Origin of the sequence: Algoriphagus sp. CAU 1675, assembly GCF_029222925.1 — a bacterium.
Lineage (GTDB): Bacteria > Bacteroidota > Bacteroidia > Cytophagales > Cyclobacteriaceae > Algoriphagus.
This window is the reverse complement of sequence record NZ_JARHUI010000001.1, coordinates 253,163-272,980: the sequence shown is the minus strand read 5'-3', so window position 1 is coordinate 272,980 and position 19,818 is coordinate 253,163. Positions and strand designations below refer to the sequence as shown.

14 protein-coding genes are annotated in these 19,818 nt (G+C 43.1%); 9 read left to right on the top strand and 5 right to left on the bottom strand.

The window, feature by feature from the left end:
* Positions 1-58: 58 nt before the first annotated feature.
* From ileS to P2G54_RS01205, 4 genes are all read left to right on the top strand, one after another.
* Complete coding sequence (ileS, locus tag P2G54_RS01220) at positions 59-3,433, top strand: isoleucine--tRNA ligase (RefSeq protein WP_275867391.1); 3,375 nt, start codon at positions 59-61, stop codon at positions 3,431-3,433.
* Between the two features lie 13 nt (positions 3,434-3,446).
* A complete protein-coding gene (locus tag P2G54_RS01215) occupies positions 3,447-4,079 on the top strand; it encodes a lipoprotein signal peptidase (protein WP_275867390.1) in 633 nt (210 codons plus the stop codon).
* 194 nt (positions 4,080-4,273) lie between these two features.
* Positions 4,274-7,216 carry a DEAD/DEAH box helicase gene (locus P2G54_RS01210; RefSeq protein ID WP_275867388.1) on the top strand — a complete coding sequence of 981 codons (2,943 nt, stop codon included), beginning with the start codon at positions 4,274-4,276 and terminating at the stop codon, positions 7,214-7,216.
* A gap of 182 nt (positions 7,217-7,398) precedes the next feature.
* Complete coding sequence (locus P2G54_RS01205) at positions 7,399-8,745, top strand: PhoH family protein (protein WP_275867387.1); 1,347 nt, start codon at positions 7,399-7,401, stop codon at positions 8,743-8,745.
* 80 nt (positions 8,746-8,825) lie between these two features.
* Here the strand turns inward: P2G54_RS01205 and P2G54_RS01200 are convergent, their stop codons facing one another.
* Positions 8,826-9,170, bottom strand: coding sequence for a 5-carboxymethyl-2-hydroxymuconate Delta-isomerase (locus P2G54_RS01200; protein WP_275867385.1), 345 nt, complete (start codon positions 9,168-9,170; stop codon positions 8,826-8,828).
* A 372-nt stretch (positions 9,171-9,542) separates the two neighbouring features.
* Here P2G54_RS01200 and P2G54_RS01195 point away from each other — a divergent pair, with 372 nt between their 5' ends.
* Complete coding sequence (locus tag P2G54_RS01195; RefSeq protein WP_275867384.1) at positions 9,543-9,791, top strand: hypothetical protein; 249 nt, start codon at positions 9,543-9,545, stop codon at positions 9,789-9,791.
* 106 nt (positions 9,792-9,897) lie between these two features.
* Here P2G54_RS01195 and P2G54_RS01190 read toward each other — a convergent pair whose 3' ends face one another.
* From P2G54_RS01190 to uvrA, 4 genes are all read right to left on the bottom strand, one after another.
* On the bottom strand, positions 9,898-10,653 hold the full coding sequence (locus P2G54_RS01190) for a response regulator (protein WP_275868431.1): 756 nt from the start codon (positions 10,651-10,653) through the stop codon (positions 9,898-9,900).
* Positions 10,654-10,776: 123 nt separating this feature from the next.
* Positions 10,777-11,511, bottom strand: coding sequence for a response regulator (locus P2G54_RS01185; protein ID WP_275867382.1), 735 nt, complete (start codon positions 11,509-11,511; stop codon positions 10,777-10,779).
* 14 nt (positions 11,512-11,525) lie between these two features.
* Positions 11,526-12,581, bottom strand: coding sequence for a histidine kinase (locus P2G54_RS01180; protein ID WP_275867381.1), 1,056 nt, complete (start codon positions 12,579-12,581; stop codon positions 11,526-11,528).
* A gap of 80 nt (positions 12,582-12,661) precedes the next feature.
* On the bottom strand, positions 12,662-15,493 hold the full coding sequence (gene uvrA, locus P2G54_RS01175; RefSeq protein ID WP_275867379.1) for an excinuclease ABC subunit UvrA: 2,832 nt from the start codon (positions 15,491-15,493) through the stop codon (positions 12,662-12,664).
* A 747-nt stretch (positions 15,494-16,240) separates the two neighbouring features.
* Here uvrA and P2G54_RS01170 point away from each other — a divergent pair.
* From P2G54_RS01170 to P2G54_RS01155, 4 genes are all read left to right on the top strand, one after another.
* Positions 16,241-17,161 carry an IS1595 family transposase gene (locus P2G54_RS01170; RefSeq protein ID WP_275867378.1) on the top strand — a complete coding sequence of 307 codons (921 nt, stop codon included), beginning with the start codon at positions 16,241-16,243 and terminating at the stop codon, positions 17,159-17,161.
* A gap of 91 nt (positions 17,162-17,252) precedes the next feature.
* Positions 17,253-17,441 carry a hypothetical protein gene (locus P2G54_RS01165; RefSeq protein WP_275867376.1) on the top strand — a complete coding sequence of 63 codons (189 nt, stop codon included), beginning with the start codon at positions 17,253-17,255 and terminating at the stop codon, positions 17,439-17,441.
* 56 nt (positions 17,442-17,497) lie between these two features.
* Positions 17,498-18,541 (top strand): BF3164 family lipoprotein, encoded by a 1,044-nt coding sequence (locus P2G54_RS01160; protein WP_275867374.1) that lies wholly within the window; start codon positions 17,498-17,500, stop codon positions 18,539-18,541.
* Positions 18,542-18,793: 252 nt separating this feature from the next.
* Entirely contained in the window at positions 18,794-19,756 is a 963-nt protein-coding gene (locus P2G54_RS01155) for a radical SAM/SPASM domain-containing protein (protein WP_275867373.1), read from the top strand.
* Positions 19,757-19,818 lie beyond the last annotated feature (62 nt).

Genomic DNA, 19,818 nt, shown 5'->3' with positions numbered 1-19,818 from the left:
GCAGGATGGCATTTTTGCCCATTTAGTTCATTAGCTACTGGCACACAGAAAGGAAATTGTGAAAACGTATCAGGAATTTAAACAGGTAGATTATCCACACATAGGAGAGTCTATACTTCAATACTGGAAAGAAAACCAGATTTTCGAAAAGTCCATTGCCAACCGGGAAGGGGCAGAAACTTTTACCTTTTTCGAGGGTCCTCCCTCTGCAAATGGTACTCCGGGGATTCACCACGTCATGGCCCGAACCCTAAAGGATATTTTCTGCCGTTACAAAACTCTCAAAGGTTTTCAGGTAAAACGTAAGGGGGGATGGGATACGCATGGACTTCCTGTAGAACTCCAGGTAGAGAAAGAACTCGGCATCACCAAGGAAGATATCGGTAAAAAAATCTCCGTTGAGGAATACAACAAGCGTTGTAGAGAGACGGTGATGCGATTCAAAAACGAATGGGATGACCTGACTGAAAAAATCGGCTATTGGGTGGATTTGGATGATCCTTATATCACCTTCGAACCCAAATACATAGAGACGCTTTGGTATTTGCTGAAGAAGCTATACGAAAAAGGGCTTCTGTATAAAGGCTATACTATCCAACCTTATTCTCCTGCTGCGGGAACCGGACTTTCTTCTCACGAGCTGAACCAGCCGGGAACTTACAAGGATGTCAAAGACACCTCCATTACTGCTCAGTTTAAGCTGAAAGGACAGGAAAACACCTACATCCTTGCTTGGACTACTACACCTTGGACCTTGCCATCCAATTCTGCTTTGGCAATCGGTGAAAACCTGGACTACGTAAAGGTTAAAACCTTCAATCCCTACACGCATGAGCCTGTCCATGTGATTTTGGCAAAGGCGAGAATGGGAGCCTACCTCAACCCGAAAGCCCAAGAATTAAAAGTTGAAGACTACAAGCCGGGCGATAAGCTAATTCCTTTTGAAATCGAAGAAGAATTCAAAGGAAAAGACATGCTGGGCTGGGAATATGAGCAGCTGTTCCCAATCGCAGAATTGGCGCTTCCACATCCTGCCTTTACGGTAGTATCCGGAGATTATGTGACTACAGAAGACGGTACCGGTATCGTGCATTTGGCTAAGGCTTTTGGAGCGGATGACTTTAGAACCTTGGTCCAAAACAATGTTCCCGGGATCTTTGTAAAAGACGAAAAGGGAAATGAAATCCCGGTTGTGGACAAGCAGGGAAAATTTCTACCTGTAGTGGGTGAATACCTTGCCACCAAGATGAAAGAACATGGAATCACTGCCCATAAAGAATTTGGGCCGAATGATTTCTTTGTGAAAAACTATACCGAGGATGATGAAAATGCATCGGAATACAAGAATACCGATGTGATTATTTCCATCATTCTCAAAAATGAAAACAAGGCCTTTAAGGTCGAAAAGTACGAGCACAGTTATCCACACTGCTGGAGAACTGACAAGCCTGTATTATACTATCCTTTGGAAAGCTGGTTTATCAAAACCACAGTCTACAAGGACCGAATGGTGGAGCTCAACAAAACCATCAACTGGAAGCCGGAAGCTACAGGTACAGGTCGTTTTGGAAACTGGTTGGAAAATCTGGTAGACTGGAACCTCAGCCGTTCCCGTTTCTGGGGAACCCCTCTTCCAATCTGGAGAACTACCGATGGTTCGGAAGAAAAATGCATTGGGTCCATTGCTGAGTTGAATGCCGAAATCGAAAAATCCATTGCGGCTGGATTCATGGCCCAGTCTCCTTACGAAGGCAAGGAAATCGATCTTCACAGACCTTATGTGGATGATGTGATCCTTGTTTCTGACAAGGGCGAAAAAATGTTCCGCGAGCCGGACTTGATCGATGTTTGGTTTGACTCCGGAGCCATGCCTTATGCACAATGGCACTATCCATTCGAAAATCAGGATATTTTCAAAGCCAACTATCCGGCAGATTATATTGCAGAAGGTGTAGACCAAACCAGAGGTTGGTTCTTTACACTTCATGCCCTCGCAGTAATGCTTTTTGACAGCGTTTCTTTCAAAAACGTAATTGCAAATGGTTTGGTATTGGACAAGAACGGAAACAAGATGTCCAAGCGTTTGGGCAATGCCGTCGATCCATTTAAAACCCTCAAGGAATACGGACCGGACGCTTTGCGCTGGTACATGCTGAGCAATGCCAATCCTTGGGACAACCTGAAATTCAATCTTGATGGAGTATTGGAAGTGCAAAGACGCTTCTTCGGTACACTTCAGAATACATATAATTTCTTTGCGCTGTATGCCAATCTAGACGAATTCGTCTATGACAAATCCAAAGCGATCCCTGTCAAGCAACGCGCTGAGTTGGATCAATGGATCATCTCCAAACTCCAAACTTTGATTCAGGAGGTGGAAAACTCCATGGACACTTATGATGCAACCCCTGCGACCAGGGCCATCATGAACTTCACCGTGGATCAGCTTTCCAATTGGTATGTGCGTTTGGCTAGAAAAAGATTCTGGAGAGGGGAAATGAACCCAGACAAGCAGGCGGCCTATGAGACGCTGTACGAATGTCTGTTGACCCTTTCCCAGTTGATGTCCTCCTTTGCTCCATTCTACTCAGACTGGTTGTATAAGAACCTGACCGCAACCGGAGGATCCGGAAAGGAATCTGTCCATTTGACCGATTGGGTTTCTGCTGATCAAAGCCTGATTGATACTGATCTGGAGTCCAGTATGGACTTGGCCCAAACCATCTCCTCCTTGGTGCACTCCTTGAGAAAGAAGGAAAAAATCAAGGTTCGACAACCTCTTCAGCGGATTTTGATCCCTGTGCTTTCTGAAAAAATCAAAGCCCAGATCCAGCATGTCGAGGAATTGATCAAATCTGAAGTCAATATCAAGACCATCGAATACATCGATGATGCATCCGGGATTTTGGTCAAAAATGTAAAACCAAATCTTCCTGTTTTGGGTAAAAAGTTGGGACCAAAGATGCGATTTGTAGTAGCCGCGATCAACTCTTGGGGACAAAGCGAAATCGCCACCATCGAACGGGAAGGAAAAATCAATGTTGACGTAGATGGCGAGCCGCTCGAGTTGTTGTTGGAAGAGGTGCTGATCACTTCCCAGGATATTCCGGGATGGTCAGTGGCTTCAGACCAAGGAGTGACTGTTGCTCTGGACGTGACCATCTCTGAAGAGTTGAGGCAAGAAGGAGTTGCCCGTGACTTGGTCAACAGGATTCAGAACCTACGAAAGGAAATGGGGTTGGAAGTACAGGATAAGATTACTATTCTTGTTTCGGACGCCAATGAATTGGTGAACCAGTCCGTTAAAGCTTTTGGAGAATATATTCAGTCCGAAACACAAGCAAATAGCCTGAGCATGGCTTCCAATCTGACTGATGCAAATCTTTTGGATATGGATGATTTTGAACTGGCTGTAAAAGTTGAAAAGGCCTGATTCTGAATAATAGATGAACAACTACCTAAAATATTTCGGCATCGCGTTTTTAGTCATCGCCATCGATCAGGCGGTAAAAATGCTGGTGCATTTCCAAATGGACTTTGGGACTCCCGGTCAGATCAAAATATTTGGGGACTGGTTTAAGCTACATTATACCACCAATCCAGGAATGGCTTTTGGAATGGAGTTGGGTTCTGAATATGGAAAAATGATCCTAACCTCCTTCCGTTTGGTAGCCATGTTTGGTATAGGTTATTATCTACATTATATAATTAAAAAGAAACAGCACCCTGTATATACAGTATGTATTTCCATGATTTTGGGCGGTGCAATTGGGAATCTAGTGGACTCTGTTTTTTATGGTGTTTGGCTAAATAATGCTCCCTATGATGCACCTACTCCCTGGTTTCATGGACAGGTTGTAGATATGTTTTATTTTGACATTTGGGAAGGATATTTACCCAGTTGGGTCCCTTTATGGGGGGAACAATACACTGCACTTTGGCCCATTTTTAATGTGGCAGATGCAGCTATTTTCATCGGGGTAGCGATTATACTTATTTTCCAAAACCGCTTTTTCCCGGAGCATAGCAAGGAAAAAACAAACCCAGAACATGTCTCCGAGGATCATATAGCATCTTAATTTTAAACCCGGTCAATATCAATTGGCCGGGTTTTTTTAACATTTTTCCAAAAAATAGTGCCTAGGCTTAAATAGGTATGGGATTTTATGTAAATTTCAAGCTATATATCTTCGAAATACTGAGATTTGAGTCAGCTTTTGTTGCTTTTACACCCTTTTCAAAATCTACTTAATCTCTATTTTCTTCCTAACAAATGATTGTAGATTCTGACAAACCCTTTCAGATTGTTTATTCCATTTTTAATCATGAGTATTTAGGTCTACTTTTTGAATCTTTTGTAGTTCAACTCGATGATCAAGGAAGGCTTTCTTATGCCTATCAAAACATCAGTTCGGCCAATGCTGCTGAGTTTGATTCAGGCTTGGACCAAAAAGACTATGAGCTGGTCAAACTCATGGATGCCATGCAACCAGAAGTGGTGATCAAGCCCTATATGGCCAAAAAGAAAAACATCAGGCCAAAGGACTACTTGCAAAAAGTATACGATCCCAAAACAGAGGATAAAAATGTGCAAACTCTCCTGGAAAACCGCTTGGAAATCCAGAGGTCCAAAATCCTTCCTTTGTTGATAGGGAAAAGGCTATTCGAAATGGGAAGCGATGGAAATCCAGCCTGGAAGGAAATCGAAGTGAATGCTGAAAAAGCTACCGTGATTTTTCATTTTCATAAAAATCCGGACAATACTCATTACTATCCCACCATTAAATTCCGGGGAGAAAGGCTGGAGTGGCAGTATAAGGGGGGCTACCTGATTTGCAAAGACCCCGCTTGGTTAATCGTCAACCAGCAGCTCTACCATTTTGAAAAAGACATAGACGGCAAAAAGCTACTGCCTTTTCTCAACAAGAAGTTTATTGTCATCGACAAGAAAATGGAGCCCACCTACTTTAGGAAGTTCATGGCTCCATTGCTGACCCAATATGATGTAGATGCAAGGGGTTTTGAAATTACCGTTGACCGAGGTACACCCGAGGTACTACTCTGCATCAAAGACCTTCCCGGAAGCCGGGGAGAGGACTTATTTGGCAATGAAACAGAAGCCCTTGAAGAGGATAAGATCGTTTTTGAGCTGAGATTCAAGTATGGGGAAAACGATTTTCCCATTGAAAACGGCAAGGACCACTCAGCTGGAAATTCTGTATCTCTGGTAGAACAAAACGGAGAGTTCGTATTCAAAAAAACCATTAGAAGTCTTCAGAAAGAAAAATCCTTTGGCAAACTTCTTCATGATCTGGGGCTTCCTGTTCGGGAGGGACAAATCGCCTGGTCAAAAGCTAAGGCCTTTGAATGGATCGGAGAAAACGAGGAATTTTTACAGGAAAAAAACATCAAGATTGTCCAGCGTGGAGTTCCAGACGGAAGGGTTTACCACATTGGAAAGGCTCAAATAAGCATTGAAGTCAATGAAAATATAGATTGGTTTGACGTCAAAGCCATGATCAAGTTTGGGATATACCTCGTCCCTTTTGCCAAAATCCGCAAATTGATCATGCAGGGAAAAACCGACTTTGAACTTCCAAACGGAGAAATAGCCGTCATCCCGGCCTCATGGTTTGTCAATTATTCAGAACTATTCTCTTTCATGGAAGAGGGCAGCAGCCAGGATTCCCTGATTATGAGAAAACACCATCTGGCATTGGCCAAGCAATTGGAAGAAGGCAATCTGGTTCAACTGAGCCTCAGCAGAAAGCTGGAGCAACTCAGGGATTTTGAATCCATAGACGATTATGAGATGCCTGAGTATTTCCATGGAGACCTGAGACCTTATCAAAAGGCCGGTTACAACTGGCTGAGGTTCCTGAATGAATTCCGCTTTGGTGGCTGCCTTGCAGATGACATGGGTTTGGGTAAAACCGTACAGACCCTGGCCCTTTTGGCCCATGAAAAAGAAGAAAATCCGGGTTTTACCTCCCTTTTGGTCATGCCGACATCCCTGATCTACAACTGGGAGCTTGAAGCGAAAAAATTTACCCCTGAACTGAAAATCCTGGTTTATTCCGGTACCCAACGAATCAAAGATCCCTGGAAGTTCAGGGAGTATGACTTGGTACTTACTTCCTATGGGATCACCCGTCTGGATGTGAATATTCTAAAGGACTTTTACTTCAATTACATCATTCTGGACGAGTCCCAGGCGATCAAAAACCCAAGTAGCAATATTGCTCATGCAGTAAACAAGCTCAAGTGCAAACATCGCCTGATTCTGACCGGTACCCCTGTGGAAAACGGCACCATGGATCTTTGGTCCCAGATGAACTTTGTCAACCCCGGATTGCTGGGCACACAAAACTCCTTTAAAAAGCAGTTCCTTCAGCCTATAGAAAAGCAGGGCGACAAAGATAAAGCGATCAAACTTCATGCGATGATCAAGCCTTTCATCCTTAGAAGACTCAAATCCCAGGTGGCTACAGATCTACCGGAGAAGATCACCAATGTGAAGTACTCCGCAATGACGCCGGAGCAGGAAAAAGTCTACGAAGAAGTTAAAACCTATTACCGGGAAAAGATCATCGGAGATTTGGGATTTGTGGGAAGTGGTCCCCAACAGTTTACCTTGTTACGCGGCTTGACCCAATTGCGTCAGATTGCCAATCACCCCAAATTGGTAAGGGAAGACTATAACGGCGAATCCGGAAAACTGGAGGACATCACCTTTATGCTACAGTCTACCATATCCGAAGGACACAAGGTGCTGGTTTTTAGTCAGTTTGTGCGGCATCTGGCGATTGTGAGGGAATATTTGGAGCAGGAAAAAATTCCTTATTCCTACTTGGATGGTGCCACTAAGGACCGTCAGGGACAGGTGGAAAGATTCCAGGAGCAGGAAGAGGTAAAAGTCTTCCTAATCTCCTTAAAAGCGGGAGGGGTTGGTCTCAATCTTACCAAAGCAGAATATGTATTCCTACTGGATCCATGGTGGAATCCAGCCGTAGAAGCACAGGCAATAGACCGGGCACACCGAATAGGACAGGAAAACAAGGTCATCATTTACAAGTTTATCAGTAGAGGTTCGGTAGAAGAAAAAATCATGGCCCTTCAGGAAAGGAAGCTTGCCTTAGCGGGGGAACTGATATCCACGGAAGAAAGCTTTATGAAAAGTCTGGACCAACAGGATATTGCTGCCTTGTTGGATTAAAAGTCCTTCAAGGATTTAAAAAGGGTGGAGGACAGGTCTTCACCCTTTTTTATTGGGTTGACTTTCAAGTGTATAGAGAATTTAACCTTTTTATTAATCATAATTTATTGGCAATTCATAGGAAATCGACTTGATAATTTTTTAAATTATATCAACGCCACACTTTAACACCAAGCCTGCACATGCCTAGAGCCAAAGCCGAAAAAGATCGGAAAATTTTTGTGCTGGATACATCCGTAATCCTCTATGCGCACAATTCCATCATGAATTTTGCCGAACACGATGTAGTGATACCAATAACCGTATTGGAAGAGCTGGATCAGTTCAAAAAAGGCAACGATACCAAGAATTTCGAAGCCCGGGAATTTATCCGTTTGTTGGACAATCTGTCCAAGGACCAGATGATCCACGAGTGGACTCCACTCAACGGGAAAAGCAAGGGAAACTTCAAGGTGTTGATGAACCCCGAAAACAAGGTAAACGCCAATATCATTTTCGGGGAGGAAAAAAACGACCATAAAATCCTCAATGCCGCACTTTACCTCAAGCAGCATGAACTCAACCGAAAGGTCATTTTGGTCAGCAAGGACATCAACCTCCGGCTCAAAGCCAAATCCCTCGAAATCCTGGCAGAAGACTATGAAACCGGTAAGATCAAGAACATAGATGAACTTGAAAACACCGGAAAATACATTCTGGATGATGTAAGCCCTGATGCCATCAACAAACTCTATGAGTCAGGATACATCGATGCCAAATCCGTATTGGGTACACGAAAGCGCAAAGCCAATGCTTATTACATTCTCAAGAGTGACAAGCATTCGGTACTGGCTTTCTTTAACCCCGAAGAAAATATACTGGAGCGCGTGGACAAAAAGCTGGCCTACAATATCAAACCAAAAAATGCGGAGCAGACCTTTGCCATGCACGCCATTACCAACCCCAATATCAAGTTGGTATCCATACAGGGTGTGGCAGGTACTGGGAAAACTCTTCTCGCTTTGGCTGGAGCCTTGGAACAGCGAAGGGATTACAAGCAAATCTTTCTGGCGAGGCCCATCGTGCCCCTATCCAACAAAGATATTGGTTACTTGCCCGGAGATATCAAATCCAAGCTCAACCCCTACATGGAACCACTTTGGGACAACCTTAAATTTATCCAAAACCAGTATAAGGAGACAGACAAGGAATTCCAGAAAATCACCGAGTTGGTCAATACCGAAAAGCTGGTGATCCAGCCTCTGGCTTATATCCGTGGACGATCTCTTTCCAATATTTTCTTTATCGTGGACGAGGCCCAAAACCTTACCCCCCATGAAATCAAGACGATCATCTCGCGTGCCGGGGAAAACACCAAAATTGTGTTCACCGGAGATGTGCATCAGATCGATACACCTTATTTGGATTCTCAGTCCAATGGTTTGTCTTATTTGATCGATCGGGTGAAAGACCACCCGCTATACACCCATATCAAGTTGGAAAAAGGCGAGCGATCTGAGCTCGCAAACTTGGCCAATGAGTTATTGTAATTGCGGAAGCTTTTAAAAAAATGAAAAGTGCAGCCCAAGAGCTGCACTTTTTTCTTTGTTTTTAATTAACCTAATCCAAGTTAAACCATGGATTTGTTGCAATAGGTTGCTTGTTCAAAGTCCCTGATATTAATGGAGATAATCGGAACCTCAGGAAACATAAGCTTCAGCTCACTTACAATCCTTTCCGAGAGATTCTTTTTCTGAGCGATACTCCTTCCCTCCATTATATTGGCAAAAATGTGGATGAAATCCTCTTGTGAGTTTCCAATAGTAAAATATTCAAAAGGGTTAATTCTAACCTTAATATCCCCTTTGTCAAAAAGCTGAGTGGATTCGGCTGTATCATATACTTTCTGAATTATCTTTTCAGGAGTCTCTTGTTGGAGGATACTTTTGGAACAGTCAATAACGAAATGCGGCATATTTAATTTTTAAGTTGGTATTAGTATATGGTACACCTTTCAAAAAGGGGTGAACCAAATCAGTTTTTTTGGAAACGGGGTTTTCTAAGTAGGGTTGGGGCTTTGAATACTCTTTTCTTAAAGAACGAGTGAAGAGTATTTCCTTGCTATCCAGTCGGACAGGTTCCTGATTTCTTAATTTTTCAAAAAAGGACAATAATCTGTAACCAAATAATGTTCGGTTTTTTGTCCGTAGCTGGGGAAGTGGTGTACGCTTTCGTACAGGACATAAAGCACAAAAGTGCTAAAACAAGCAAATAGAGGGGCTTTTTAAGTTTGGGTCACTTTTTGGCATATAGGGAGGTATACAAAATTAAACCAACTCTTATTGCCATGAAAACGCTAATCTTTTCCCAAAAAAATGTCTGTGCGGCACTGGGATTCCTTATGGCACTTACCATTGTATGGAAAGCAAAAGTTGAATCCAGTCTTGCACAGCAAACTGCCCGATTTGAATATTCTGAACCAACTATTACTCCAATCGGCAAAGCATCAGGTGCAGAGATGATGTTCTCTGATCATAAAAAAATCAAAGCCCCGGAATCCCCTTTTGAAAGGAAGTCCGAGGCTCAACATTCTTAAGAAAAACTCGTAAGGGTTAATTTGGTTGATTGTTTGGTTAAGCTAAAGAGGCGGGTTTTGCCCGCCTTTTTCTTTTAATATGCACCAATTGGGAATCCCTGATCAATCAACTTTCAGTAATGGTGTTCAATTTGGCCAGGAAGCTGTTGTAATACTGTCTTCCGACCTGAACCACCGCTCCCCTTTTCAAGGTAATTTCCTTGGTATTGAAGCTTTCAATCTGTCCAAGGTGGACAATGAAGGATTTCTGTACTCTCAGGAAAAACTGTGAAGGGAGGATTTCCTCAATTTCCTTCATGGACTTTCGGATACTGTAATCCCGGTTTTTGGTGAAAATGGTGACCATGTTTCCATTGGCCTCCACATAATAGATGTCCTCGTATTGCACCCGTTCAAAAGCATTGTCGGCTTTGATGAACACCGCATCCGTGACCAAATACGGGCTTTCGCTGCCTCCTTTCACCACTGCAGCTTCCAAAGGTGGCTTTGTCCTCTTGTTGTACAGGACAATCTCAACAATGGCGTGGATGTCATTGGTGTTGAATGGCTTCACGATGAAGCCCGCGGGAGAGATTCTTTTTGCCCGCTCAATGATCGTTGGGTCGGAGTAGGAAGTCACAAACACAAGTGGGGCATCGACCATTTGCTTGACGATTTCTCCAAGCTCGATCCCGTCCTTGTCCCCTTTGAGTTTGATGTCCATAAAAATCAGGTCAGGGCGATATTTTTTGATCACCTTGATACACTGATTGGCAGAATTGGCCACGTCAATATTGACATAACCCAATAGCTCAAGAATTTCCTGAATGTTTTCTGCAATGCTGATATCGTCCTCGACGATTAATATCCGCTCGTCTTTCATTGCTAGTAGCAGATCATGCGTTTTAGTGGAAGTATTATACCTTTTCAGTTGGATCAACTCCAATCTTCCACTAATAACAGAATTTAATTCGGAAAATCAAATGCTTTTTTTTGTCTATGAAATTTAAAGGCTCATCATTTCCTTGAAGCGGGCAGCCTGCCTTCTGCTGACTTCAATTCTATCTCCACCCTTCAGTGTCACGACCAATCCACCGTTGAACCAAGGCTCAATAGCCTCCACCCAACCTAAATTAATGATATGCTTCCGACTGGCACGGAAGAAGGATTTTTCGTCCAATCTTTCGTCCAAAGCATTCAATGATTTGTGGATCATGGGTTTAAAGTTGTCAAAATAAACCTTGATGTAGTTGCCGTCCGATTCAAAAAGACGGACATTGGACAGTCTGACAAACCAGCATCGGTCCCCGTCTTTGACAAAAACCTGGTCGTCAAGGGTCAGTTTTTTGTTGTTGAAAGTACTGGATTCCTCTTCCTTCTTTCTGTTGGAATCGATCTTTCCTGAAAGTTTATTGATGGCTTCCTCCAGTCTTTTTGGCTCAATTGGCTTGAGCAAATAGTCCAACGCATTCACCTGAAAAGCTTTCAGGGCATATTCATCATATGCAGTAGTAAAGATCACATGAGGCACATTGTCCAACTCTTCCAAGAGGTCAAAACCTGTTTTTTCAGGCATCTGAATATCCAGGAATATGACATCGGGATTGAGTTGGTCTATTTTCTCCTTCGCATCTTCCACATTGACCGCCTCGCCAACTACTTCCACACTTTCAAGTTGATTTAACAGGTTGATCAGCTCCTTTCGGGCCAGTCTTTCATCATCAATTACAATGGCTCGCATTTTCATTTAGTTTGTTAGTCTAAAGTAACTCTTTGTTTCGGGATTTTTATTTCCGTGATCACAAACTGATTCCCCGAATTGAAGATACGGAAGCTCGCCCTATCTCCATAAATCAGTTTAAGTCTTTGTACCGTATTGCTCAGACCATGTCCCCCGTCGGAATTGGTCTTTAGGCTGGGAGGAGTGAGCAGCTGACCACTGTTTTTCACCTGAATATACAGATCATCCTCCAATCCCTCCCTACACTTGATTTCTATAAGACCGCCTTTTACCAGATTTGAAATCCCATGTTTGATTGCATTTTCTACAATAGTCTGCAGCATCATTGGGGGAATCTTGTAGCTATAGGCCTCGTCCTCAATTTGATATACTATTTGCAAACGCTCCTCAAAGCGAATAGATTCCAATGCCAAGTAATCCTTGACCGTATTGAGTTCATCCGCAAATTCAATGGTCTGTTTTTTATCCATCATCAGGGAAAACCTCAGGATATTCGAAATTCTTGTGATAGCACTTTTCGCTTTGGTAGGATCCTCATCCACCAAGGCTCTCACGCTGTTCAGCGCATTGAAAATAAAATGGGGGTTGAGTTGGCTTTTCAGGTGATTCAATCGAATCTGATTGATTTTAGCCTCATATTTCAGGGAGGTGTTGTAGTTGTCCAGAAAATGGAAAAGGAAATACAACATAAACCACATGGCATAAAACAGAAATGCCACGAAAAGATTGACCAGAATCACCAGAATCTTGAAATCCTCTTCCGGATTCAGGGTGCCAAAGGCAATGTTGATCAGAATCTGAGCGGCCACATTGACAAAGCTCAGGGCCAACATGGCCAGAATTGAATGGAAAATCAATTGGGGGATTTCCAGTTTGAACCAATCAAACGTCTTGACTATGTATCTCAGGAAATGTGTGGAAAAAATATAAAACAGGGCCAGGACAACAAATGCCCACACCTGTACAGAAGCAATCCCTCTAGGGGACAGGGATGCAAAGAAAATATTTACTAATGCAATACCTCCCCACCCGATGATCTGTAGCAACCAATATAACCTGATCCTATTCATTGCATGGCAAAGATAAATAAGCGCCTCTCTCCAGATTTTGGATTGTGATAAAAGGAAGATTGCCCTGATTTTCCCCTGAATCAAGCATTTAACTCCAGCTTGAGAAATTTTCCTGTATGACTTTTCGGATCGGCCGCAACCTCCTCCGGTGTCCCCTCGATCACGATGGACCCTCCCTTATTACCTCCTTCCGGCCCCAAATCAACCACGTAATCAGCTACTTTGATGACGTCTAGATTATGCTCGATAATCAATACCGTATTTCCCTTGTCCACCAGTTGCTGAAGTACATTCATTAACAATTCGATATCCTGAAAATGCAGTCCTGTGGTGGGCTCATCCAGAATATAAAAAGTCTTGCCTGTGTCCTTTTTGGAAAGCTCTGTCGCCAATTTGACGCGCTGGGCTTCCCCACCGGAAAGGGTGGTGGCATGCTGTCCCAAAGTGATATAGCCTAGACCCACATCATTCAGGGTTTTGATTTTCCGAAGAATTTTGGGTTGGTTTTCAAAAAACTCCACGGCTTGCTCCACAGTCATTTCAAGTACATCCGATATGGACTTCCCTTTGAACCTGACTTCAAGGGTCTCTCTGTTGTAGCGCTTACCTTTACAGGTTTCACAGGGAATGTGCACATCAGGAAGAAAATCCATTTCAATCAGCTTCATACCTGCTCCTTCACAGTCCTCGCACCTGCCTCCTTTTACATTAAATGAAAACCTTCCTGGTTTGTAACCTCTGATTTTGGCCTCCGGCATTTCTGTAAACAAGGCTCGAATATCTGAAAACACACCTGTATAAGTCGCCGGATTGGATCTTGGGGTCCTTCCGATGGGAGATTGGTCCACTTCAATGACCTTGTCCAATTCCTCCAGACCGGAAATACTCCCAAAAGGCATGGGTTCCTTTTTGGACTTGTAAAACTCCCTATTGAGAATCGGATACAGGGTTTCATGAATCAGGGTACTTTTACCGCTTCCCGAAACCCCGGTAATCAGGGTAAGCGTCCCCAATGGTATATTTAGGGTGATATTTTTCAGGTTATTTCCAGAAGCTCCTTTTAAAATTAAAGACTTGCCTTTGCCTTTGCGGCGAACTTCTGGAATGGGGAGTCCAAGTTTCCCGCTCAGATAACTGGCCGTGACCCCGCCTTTCTTCACCACTTCCTGAGGTGTGCCGGATGCCACCACATGTCCGCCGTGTCTCCCTGCTCCCGGCCCCATATCCAATATATAGTCTGACTCCAACATCATGTCTTTGTCATGCTCCACCACCAAGACTGAATTTCCAAGATCGCGGAGACTTTGTAGAGCCTTGATCAATTTGACATTATCCCGCTGATGCAAGCCGATACTCGGTTCGTCAAGAATGTACAATACCCCTACCAGCTGGGTTCCGATCTGCGTGGCAAGACGGATTCGCTGAGCCTCTCCTCCGGAAAGGGTTCTCAGCGGCCTGTTGAGTGTCAGATAATCCAAACCAATATCGAGCAGGAAACCGATGCGCTTGCGGATTTCTTTTAAAACCTCCTGGGCAATGAGCTGTTGCTTTTCACTCAGCCTGCTTTCCAAATTCTCAAACCAATCTCCCAAAACCCGAATGTCCATCATCGCCAATTCTCCGATATGCTTATCGGCAATCTTGAAATGAAGGGCTTCTTTCTTAAGACGGTATCCGTGACAGTCCGGACAGGTCTGGGTGACAGTAAACTCCGAAACCCAATCCTGGATCTTGTCGGAACTTCCTTCCTGATACTTTTGAAGAAAATTGACAATCCCCTCAAAGGTAGTATGCCACTTGGTCCCGGGGTATTTGGTTGAATCCACAGCAACCTCCACCTTGTCTCCATACAACAACACATCGACCACATTTTCAGGTAGATCCCGGATCGGCATACTCATGCTGCATTTGTAATGCTTGAGAATTGCTTCGATTTTCTTGAAAATCCAGATATCCCTATATTCTCCCAAAGGAGCAATTCCTCCACGGGTGATGCTCAAACTGGGATCAGGAATGATACTTTCTTTGGTGATTTCCTCGGTTACTCCAAGTCCATTACAGGTAGGGCATGCTCCATAGGGGCTGTTGAATGAAAAAGTATTGGGAGCAGGCTCATCATAGGAAAGCCCGGTCTCGGGATCCATTAAGTACTTGGAAAAATGATGGATTTCCCCCGCCTCTTCCCGGATCATAATGACCCCTTTGCCATGCTGCAAAGCAGATTTCAAAGACTGGGTAATACGGAATCTATCGGACTCGTCCGCTACAATGCGGTCAATGACTATTTCAATATCGTGGATCTTATACCGGTCCACCTGCATTTTGGGCACCATTTCCATGACCACCCCATCCACGCGGACTTTGGAAAAGCCCATTTTTCGGATTTGCTCAAAAAGCTCCCGGTAATGTCCCTTTCGCCCTTTGACCACCGGAGCCAGGATGTAGAGTTTTTTTCCGGAAAAATTGGCAAACAGCTGCTCGATAATCTGGTCTTCTGTCTGTCGGACCATTCTGTTTCCCGTCAAATAGGAATAAGCTTCACCTGCCCTGGCAAAAAGCAATCGCATGAAATCATAGATCTCAGTGACGGTACCTACTGTAGATCGGGGGTTTTTGGATGTGGTTTTCTGCTCTATGGCAATTACTGGGGAGAGCCCGTTGATCTTGTCAACATCAGGCCGCTCCATCCCACCCAAAAATGAACGGACATAGGCTGAAAAACTTTCCATGTACCGGCGCTGTCCTTCTGCATAGATGGTGTCAAAAGCCAAGGAGCTTTTACCGCTTCCACTTAGGCCGGTTACTACCACTAAATTGTTGCGAGGTATTTTCAGGTCCAGATTTTTGAGATTGTGCTCTCTGGCTCCGAATATTTCTATAAATTCTTCCTGGGCAGCAGGGGATTGACTCATAAATCAGGGGACAATTTTAAAGGGCAAAGGTACGAATTATATGTGGGAAGGAGTAGCAATGTTCCATCTTGGTAACCTCTTTCAAGGTCAGTGAGTTTAGGAATTACTGGATTATTCTCCTCATTTTATTCCCTTGCTTTGTGTTTTGTATCCAATCATTGCAGGATTTCCAATCTGACTTGTCGTCTCCATCTTGCTGGCAAACCAATAGTAGGGTCCACCCATAACTCACAGCCTAGTAACTCAATTCATCATTCTTGCTGGTAACAAACCCATTTCCAAACCACTAATTTTATTCAATTAGATTTTTTTAATATACAGCCCTAGAGAGGCGATATATGGCAACCATGGGGGAAGACCCATGGTATAAAGAATCAAAAAGCCATCCTCTACAGGGCAGGGTCATGGTGGAAATAGGCCAACAAAATGACGGAGGACGGATAAAAGAAGAGGATGGGTTGGAGGTACTAGGTTGGGAATTACAAATTCCCTTAAATAGTCGAGCGTAGTCTGGAGACTACGCTCAGGCAAACGCCTTTTTTAATAATCAATCATATATTACACGCAAGTGGAGAGCACCAGCTCTACTAGTCTGAGGATATCAGGAAACTACAGCAGGGTATTTAAAAAATATGTATATCCGTAAAGTCACCATTAACCAAATAAGTTTTTATTGACAGTTGGTGACAATAGTTTTATTGAGGGTTTAACTCATTATAAATTAGGTCAAAATAAACGGTTTTGACCATGAATATTATCAATTTCATTAATCGGTTTCCAGACGAATCCTCCTGTATTGAATTCATCAAAGAACAAAGGATCCAGCAGGGGATCGTCTGTAAGAAGTGTGCTGGAATCAAGCATTATTGGCTTGAAAACAAGCTTTCCTTCCAGTGTGCTTCCTGTGGATTCAGAACCAGTATCAAGAGCGGTACAGTTATGCAGAGCAGTAATTTGCCAATCAGGACTTGGATGATGGCTATTACTTTCATCACAGCCACCAAGAAAGGATTCAGTGCGGCCGAACTCCAGCGACAACTGGGTATGAAACGCTATGAACCGGTTTTCAGGATGTATCACAAGCTCCGCGTGGTGATGGGACAACGAGATGAACGCTACCGACTTGAGGACATGGCGGAATACGATGAGGCTTTCGTTGGAAAAGCTACCAAGGCCAAAGTCCGAAGCCAACTCAAGCGAGGAAGAGGTAGTCAAAAACAGTCCAAAGTGGCTGTGATGGCTGAATCCACGCCCTTGGAAGATCCTGAGTCGGGCAAAGTCGACAAGAGTTGCAAATACTTTAAAATGAAGAAGATAAAGAACTTGGAGGCAAAAACAGCGCAGAATTTAATCAAAGAATACATTGATTCAGACTCGGTGCTTCAAACAGATAAGAGTACCACCTTCTCAGATCTGAGTGATTGTATTGATGTCCATGTCAGAGAAATCTCTGGAACAGACAAGGGCAAGTTTAATCTCAAATGGGTTCACATTGCCATCAGCAACTTAAAGAAACACCTGCACACCTACCATATGATCAGCGAAAGAATGATGCAGAACTACCTGGACGAGTTTTGTTACAAACTCAACCGAAGATACTTCGGTCAAAAACTCTTTGACAGACTCATCATTGCTTCAATTTATCCATACTGGTATGATTGCGGATAATCATATTAAAAAATAATTTTTTTAACTAAAGTTTGGGTAAATAATTTTTTTTTTTAATATTGAACTACTTAATCTTTTAACTTAATTATTTATGAAAAAACTGAGAATTTTAGCCAAGCCCTTGTTTTTGTTGGCTTTTGTGGGTGCAATGTCGGTAACATTTGCATCTGTTGCCGCGGATTGCTGTCAAGATGAATCAACAGGATGTTTTGATCGATATGGGACTTATTATCCAAAAGATCGACTGGGGACTCGTCCATGTGGTCCAATCTTAGAGTAAATCCTTTTCCTTGATTGCGCACGAAATCGTGCGCAATTTTAACTTTCATCCAGTACATGAAAATCAAATTACTTTTACCATTTCTTCAAATTCCACTAATACTTGCTTTTGGATGCTCAGAAAAAAAGCTGGAGAAAGAAATAACCCAACTCGAGTCAAAGAAAGTATACTTTAAAGAACTTATAAATCCTGAGAAAGTCCGTTACAAAAAAGGGAAACTGGTGGTTTCTGAAAGTCCCCGTGTTTCTCCAGAATTACCCCTGATTCATGTTATTGATGCTGATAATATGATCTATATGTTTTCACAGGGAAAAAACGGGTTTGGCCCTGGGGAAATATCTGATGCAACAGGTTTTGACTTTGGAAGCAATGACTCCACATTTTGGGTTTATAGTGCGATAGAGAAGCGGATCAGTGAGTTTTCTCTGTTTGAGCAGTCCGAGCTTGCGATGCATCAAATCAAGCAGCCTGTCAATTTTTTCAAAGCTTATTCCTGCCTCTATCTTACAGATTCGACGTTTTTGGGGATGTTTGTCGATTCACCATACCGCCTGATAGAATTCGGACTCAATGATGATTTTGAAAAAGGCTATGGGTCTCAGGAAAATTTTACTGAGCGAACGGACCTGGATAATTTCAATCTGTCTCAGATTAATGATGGGTGGTTCAATTCAAACTCTGATAAAACTGTGTTTGCCATAGCATCTATTTATTATGACAAAATCGATTTGTTTGATGCCAGAACCAAAGAATTTAAAACGATCTATGGCCCGGATCCGGAAGTATTCGATTTTGAACTTCATTACGACGAAAGCGGTCCTTCTGTGATTTGGTCAAGAGATATTCCCTACCAATACCGCGATATTGAGATTACCAAGGATAGAATTTATGCACTTTTTGGGGGTATCAGTGGGCCTGAAATCAAAAAAACTTCCGAGATAGCGAGAACTTTAAGAGTTTATGATTTCGATGGGAATCTACTCGAGCATTATCTTTTGGATCGTTCACTCCGTAGCATTGCACTGGATATAGAAAACAAAAAAATATACGGTATCACTACGGACAGTGATCCAGGAATTGCCGTCTTTACTATCCCTTAAAAAAAGAAAATCCCCCAAGAATGAAGATTCTGGGGGATATTGAATGGTCAATTACACCGAATTGGGGAATTAAGCTTTGCAGGTCCAAACCTAAAATATCCCATCTTGACAAGTGCTTTCCGGGTCTATACGTTTAGGAATTACCGGATTATTCTCGTCCCTATTTCTCCTTGCTTTGTATCTTGTTTGCTCATTTGCGTACTTACTGCCGTGAAAAATAAATGGGTAACCGCTGCTGCACTTTTAAGATCAATGACTTTTTACAAGTTCAGCAATTTCCTGCTCTTGTATTTTTCTTTTCATCTCAGCCGTCTCCTCCAAAAACCCATATACTGGGGCCAGCCCGCTGTACTCAGCATAGAACCCACCACCAGCTGTAACCTTCGCTGTCCGGAATGCCCCTCGGGTTTGCGCTCTTTTACCAGACCCACAGGAATGCTACAGCCTGAATTTTTCCAAAAAGTAATCGATCAGGTACATCCCCATGTGACTTGGCTTCATCTGTATTTCCAGGGTGAACCTTTTTTAAATCCCAAGTTCACGGATATGATTGCCTATGCCAGTTCCAAAGGGATTTTCACCTCCACCTCCACCAATGCCCATTACCTTAATAAGCAACAGGTAGACTCCATCCTGAAAAGTGGACTCAAGCAACTCATCGTCTCCATGGATGGAGTGACTCAAGAGGTCTATGAGTTATATCGGGTTGGGGGAAAATTGGAGAAAGTGAAGGAAGGACTTGACTTGCTGCTATCAGAGCGCAAAAAATCCGGGCAACTCTTTCCGCAGGTGATCCTTCAGTTTCTGGTTACCGGACAAAACGAAGATCAAATCCCGGAGGTAAAAAAGTGGGCCCAAGAAATTGGTGTGGACGAACTTCAACTCAAAACCACCCAGATCTATGAATATGAAAACGGCTCCGAATTGATCCCCTCCGACTTGGGCTATTCACGCTACATCCCGGATGGAAAAGGGAAATGGAAACTGAAAAAGAAAATCCAAAACAAATGCTGGAGAATGTGGCAAGGTGCTGTGGTCACTTGGGATGGACTGGTCGTTCCTTGCTGCTTTGATAAGGACGCCCACCATGTTCTAGGGAATTTGAACCATCAAAAACCAATTGAGGTCTGGAACTCGGATGAATATCAGAAATTCAGGGGTCAGTTGCTGCAGGACCGCTCCCAAATTGAGATTTGTAAAAATTGCACTGAATAACTGTGCACTAAAAGCCTGAGGAAAGAAGGTTTTTTGGAACTATTTTTGGGAAAAATGAGAAA

Excerpts from the sequence above, each read along its gene's own strand:
- P2G54_RS01215 (WP_275867390.1), top strand. The coding sequence starts at position 3,447 with ATGAACAACTACCTAAAATATTTCGGCATCGCGTTTTTAGTCATCGCC.
- P2G54_RS01210 (WP_275867388.1), top strand. The coding sequence starts at position 4,274 with ATGATTGTAGATTCTGACAAACCCTTTCAGATTGTTTATTCCATTTTT.
- P2G54_RS01205 (WP_275867387.1), top strand. The coding sequence starts at position 7,399 with ATGCCTAGAGCCAAAGCCGAAAAAGATCGGAAAATTTTTGTGCTGGAT.
- P2G54_RS01200 (WP_275867385.1), bottom strand. The coding sequence starts at position 9,170 with ATGCCGCATTTCGTTATTGACTGTTCCAAAAGTATCCTCCAACAAGAG.
- P2G54_RS01195 (WP_275867384.1), top strand. The coding sequence starts at position 9,543 with ATGAAAACGCTAATCTTTTCCCAAAAAAATGTCTGTGCGGCACTGGGA.
- P2G54_RS01190 (WP_275868431.1), bottom strand. The coding sequence starts at position 10,653 with ATGAAAGACGAGCGGATATTAATCGTCGAGGACGATATCAGCATTGCA.
- P2G54_RS01185 (WP_275867382.1), bottom strand. The coding sequence starts at position 11,511 with ATGCGAGCCATTGTAATTGATGATGAAAGACTGGCCCGAAAGGAGCTG.
- P2G54_RS01180 (WP_275867381.1), bottom strand. The coding sequence starts at position 12,581 with ATGAATAGGATCAGGTTATATTGGTTGCTACAGATCATCGGGTGGGGA.
- uvrA (WP_275867379.1), bottom strand. The coding sequence starts at position 15,493 with ATGAGTCAATCCCCTGCTGCCCAGGAAGAATTTATAGAAATATTCGGA.
- P2G54_RS01170 (WP_275867378.1), top strand. The coding sequence starts at position 16,241 with ATGAATATTATCAATTTCATTAATCGGTTTCCAGACGAATCCTCCTGT.
- P2G54_RS01165 (WP_275867376.1), top strand. The coding sequence starts at position 17,253 with ATGAAAAAACTGAGAATTTTAGCCAAGCCCTTGTTTTTGTTGGCTTTT.
- P2G54_RS01160 (WP_275867374.1), top strand. The coding sequence starts at position 17,498 with ATGAAAATCAAATTACTTTTACCATTTCTTCAAATTCCACTAATACTT.
- P2G54_RS01155 (WP_275867373.1), top strand. The coding sequence starts at position 18,794 with ATGACTTTTTACAAGTTCAGCAATTTCCTGCTCTTGTATTTTTCTTTT.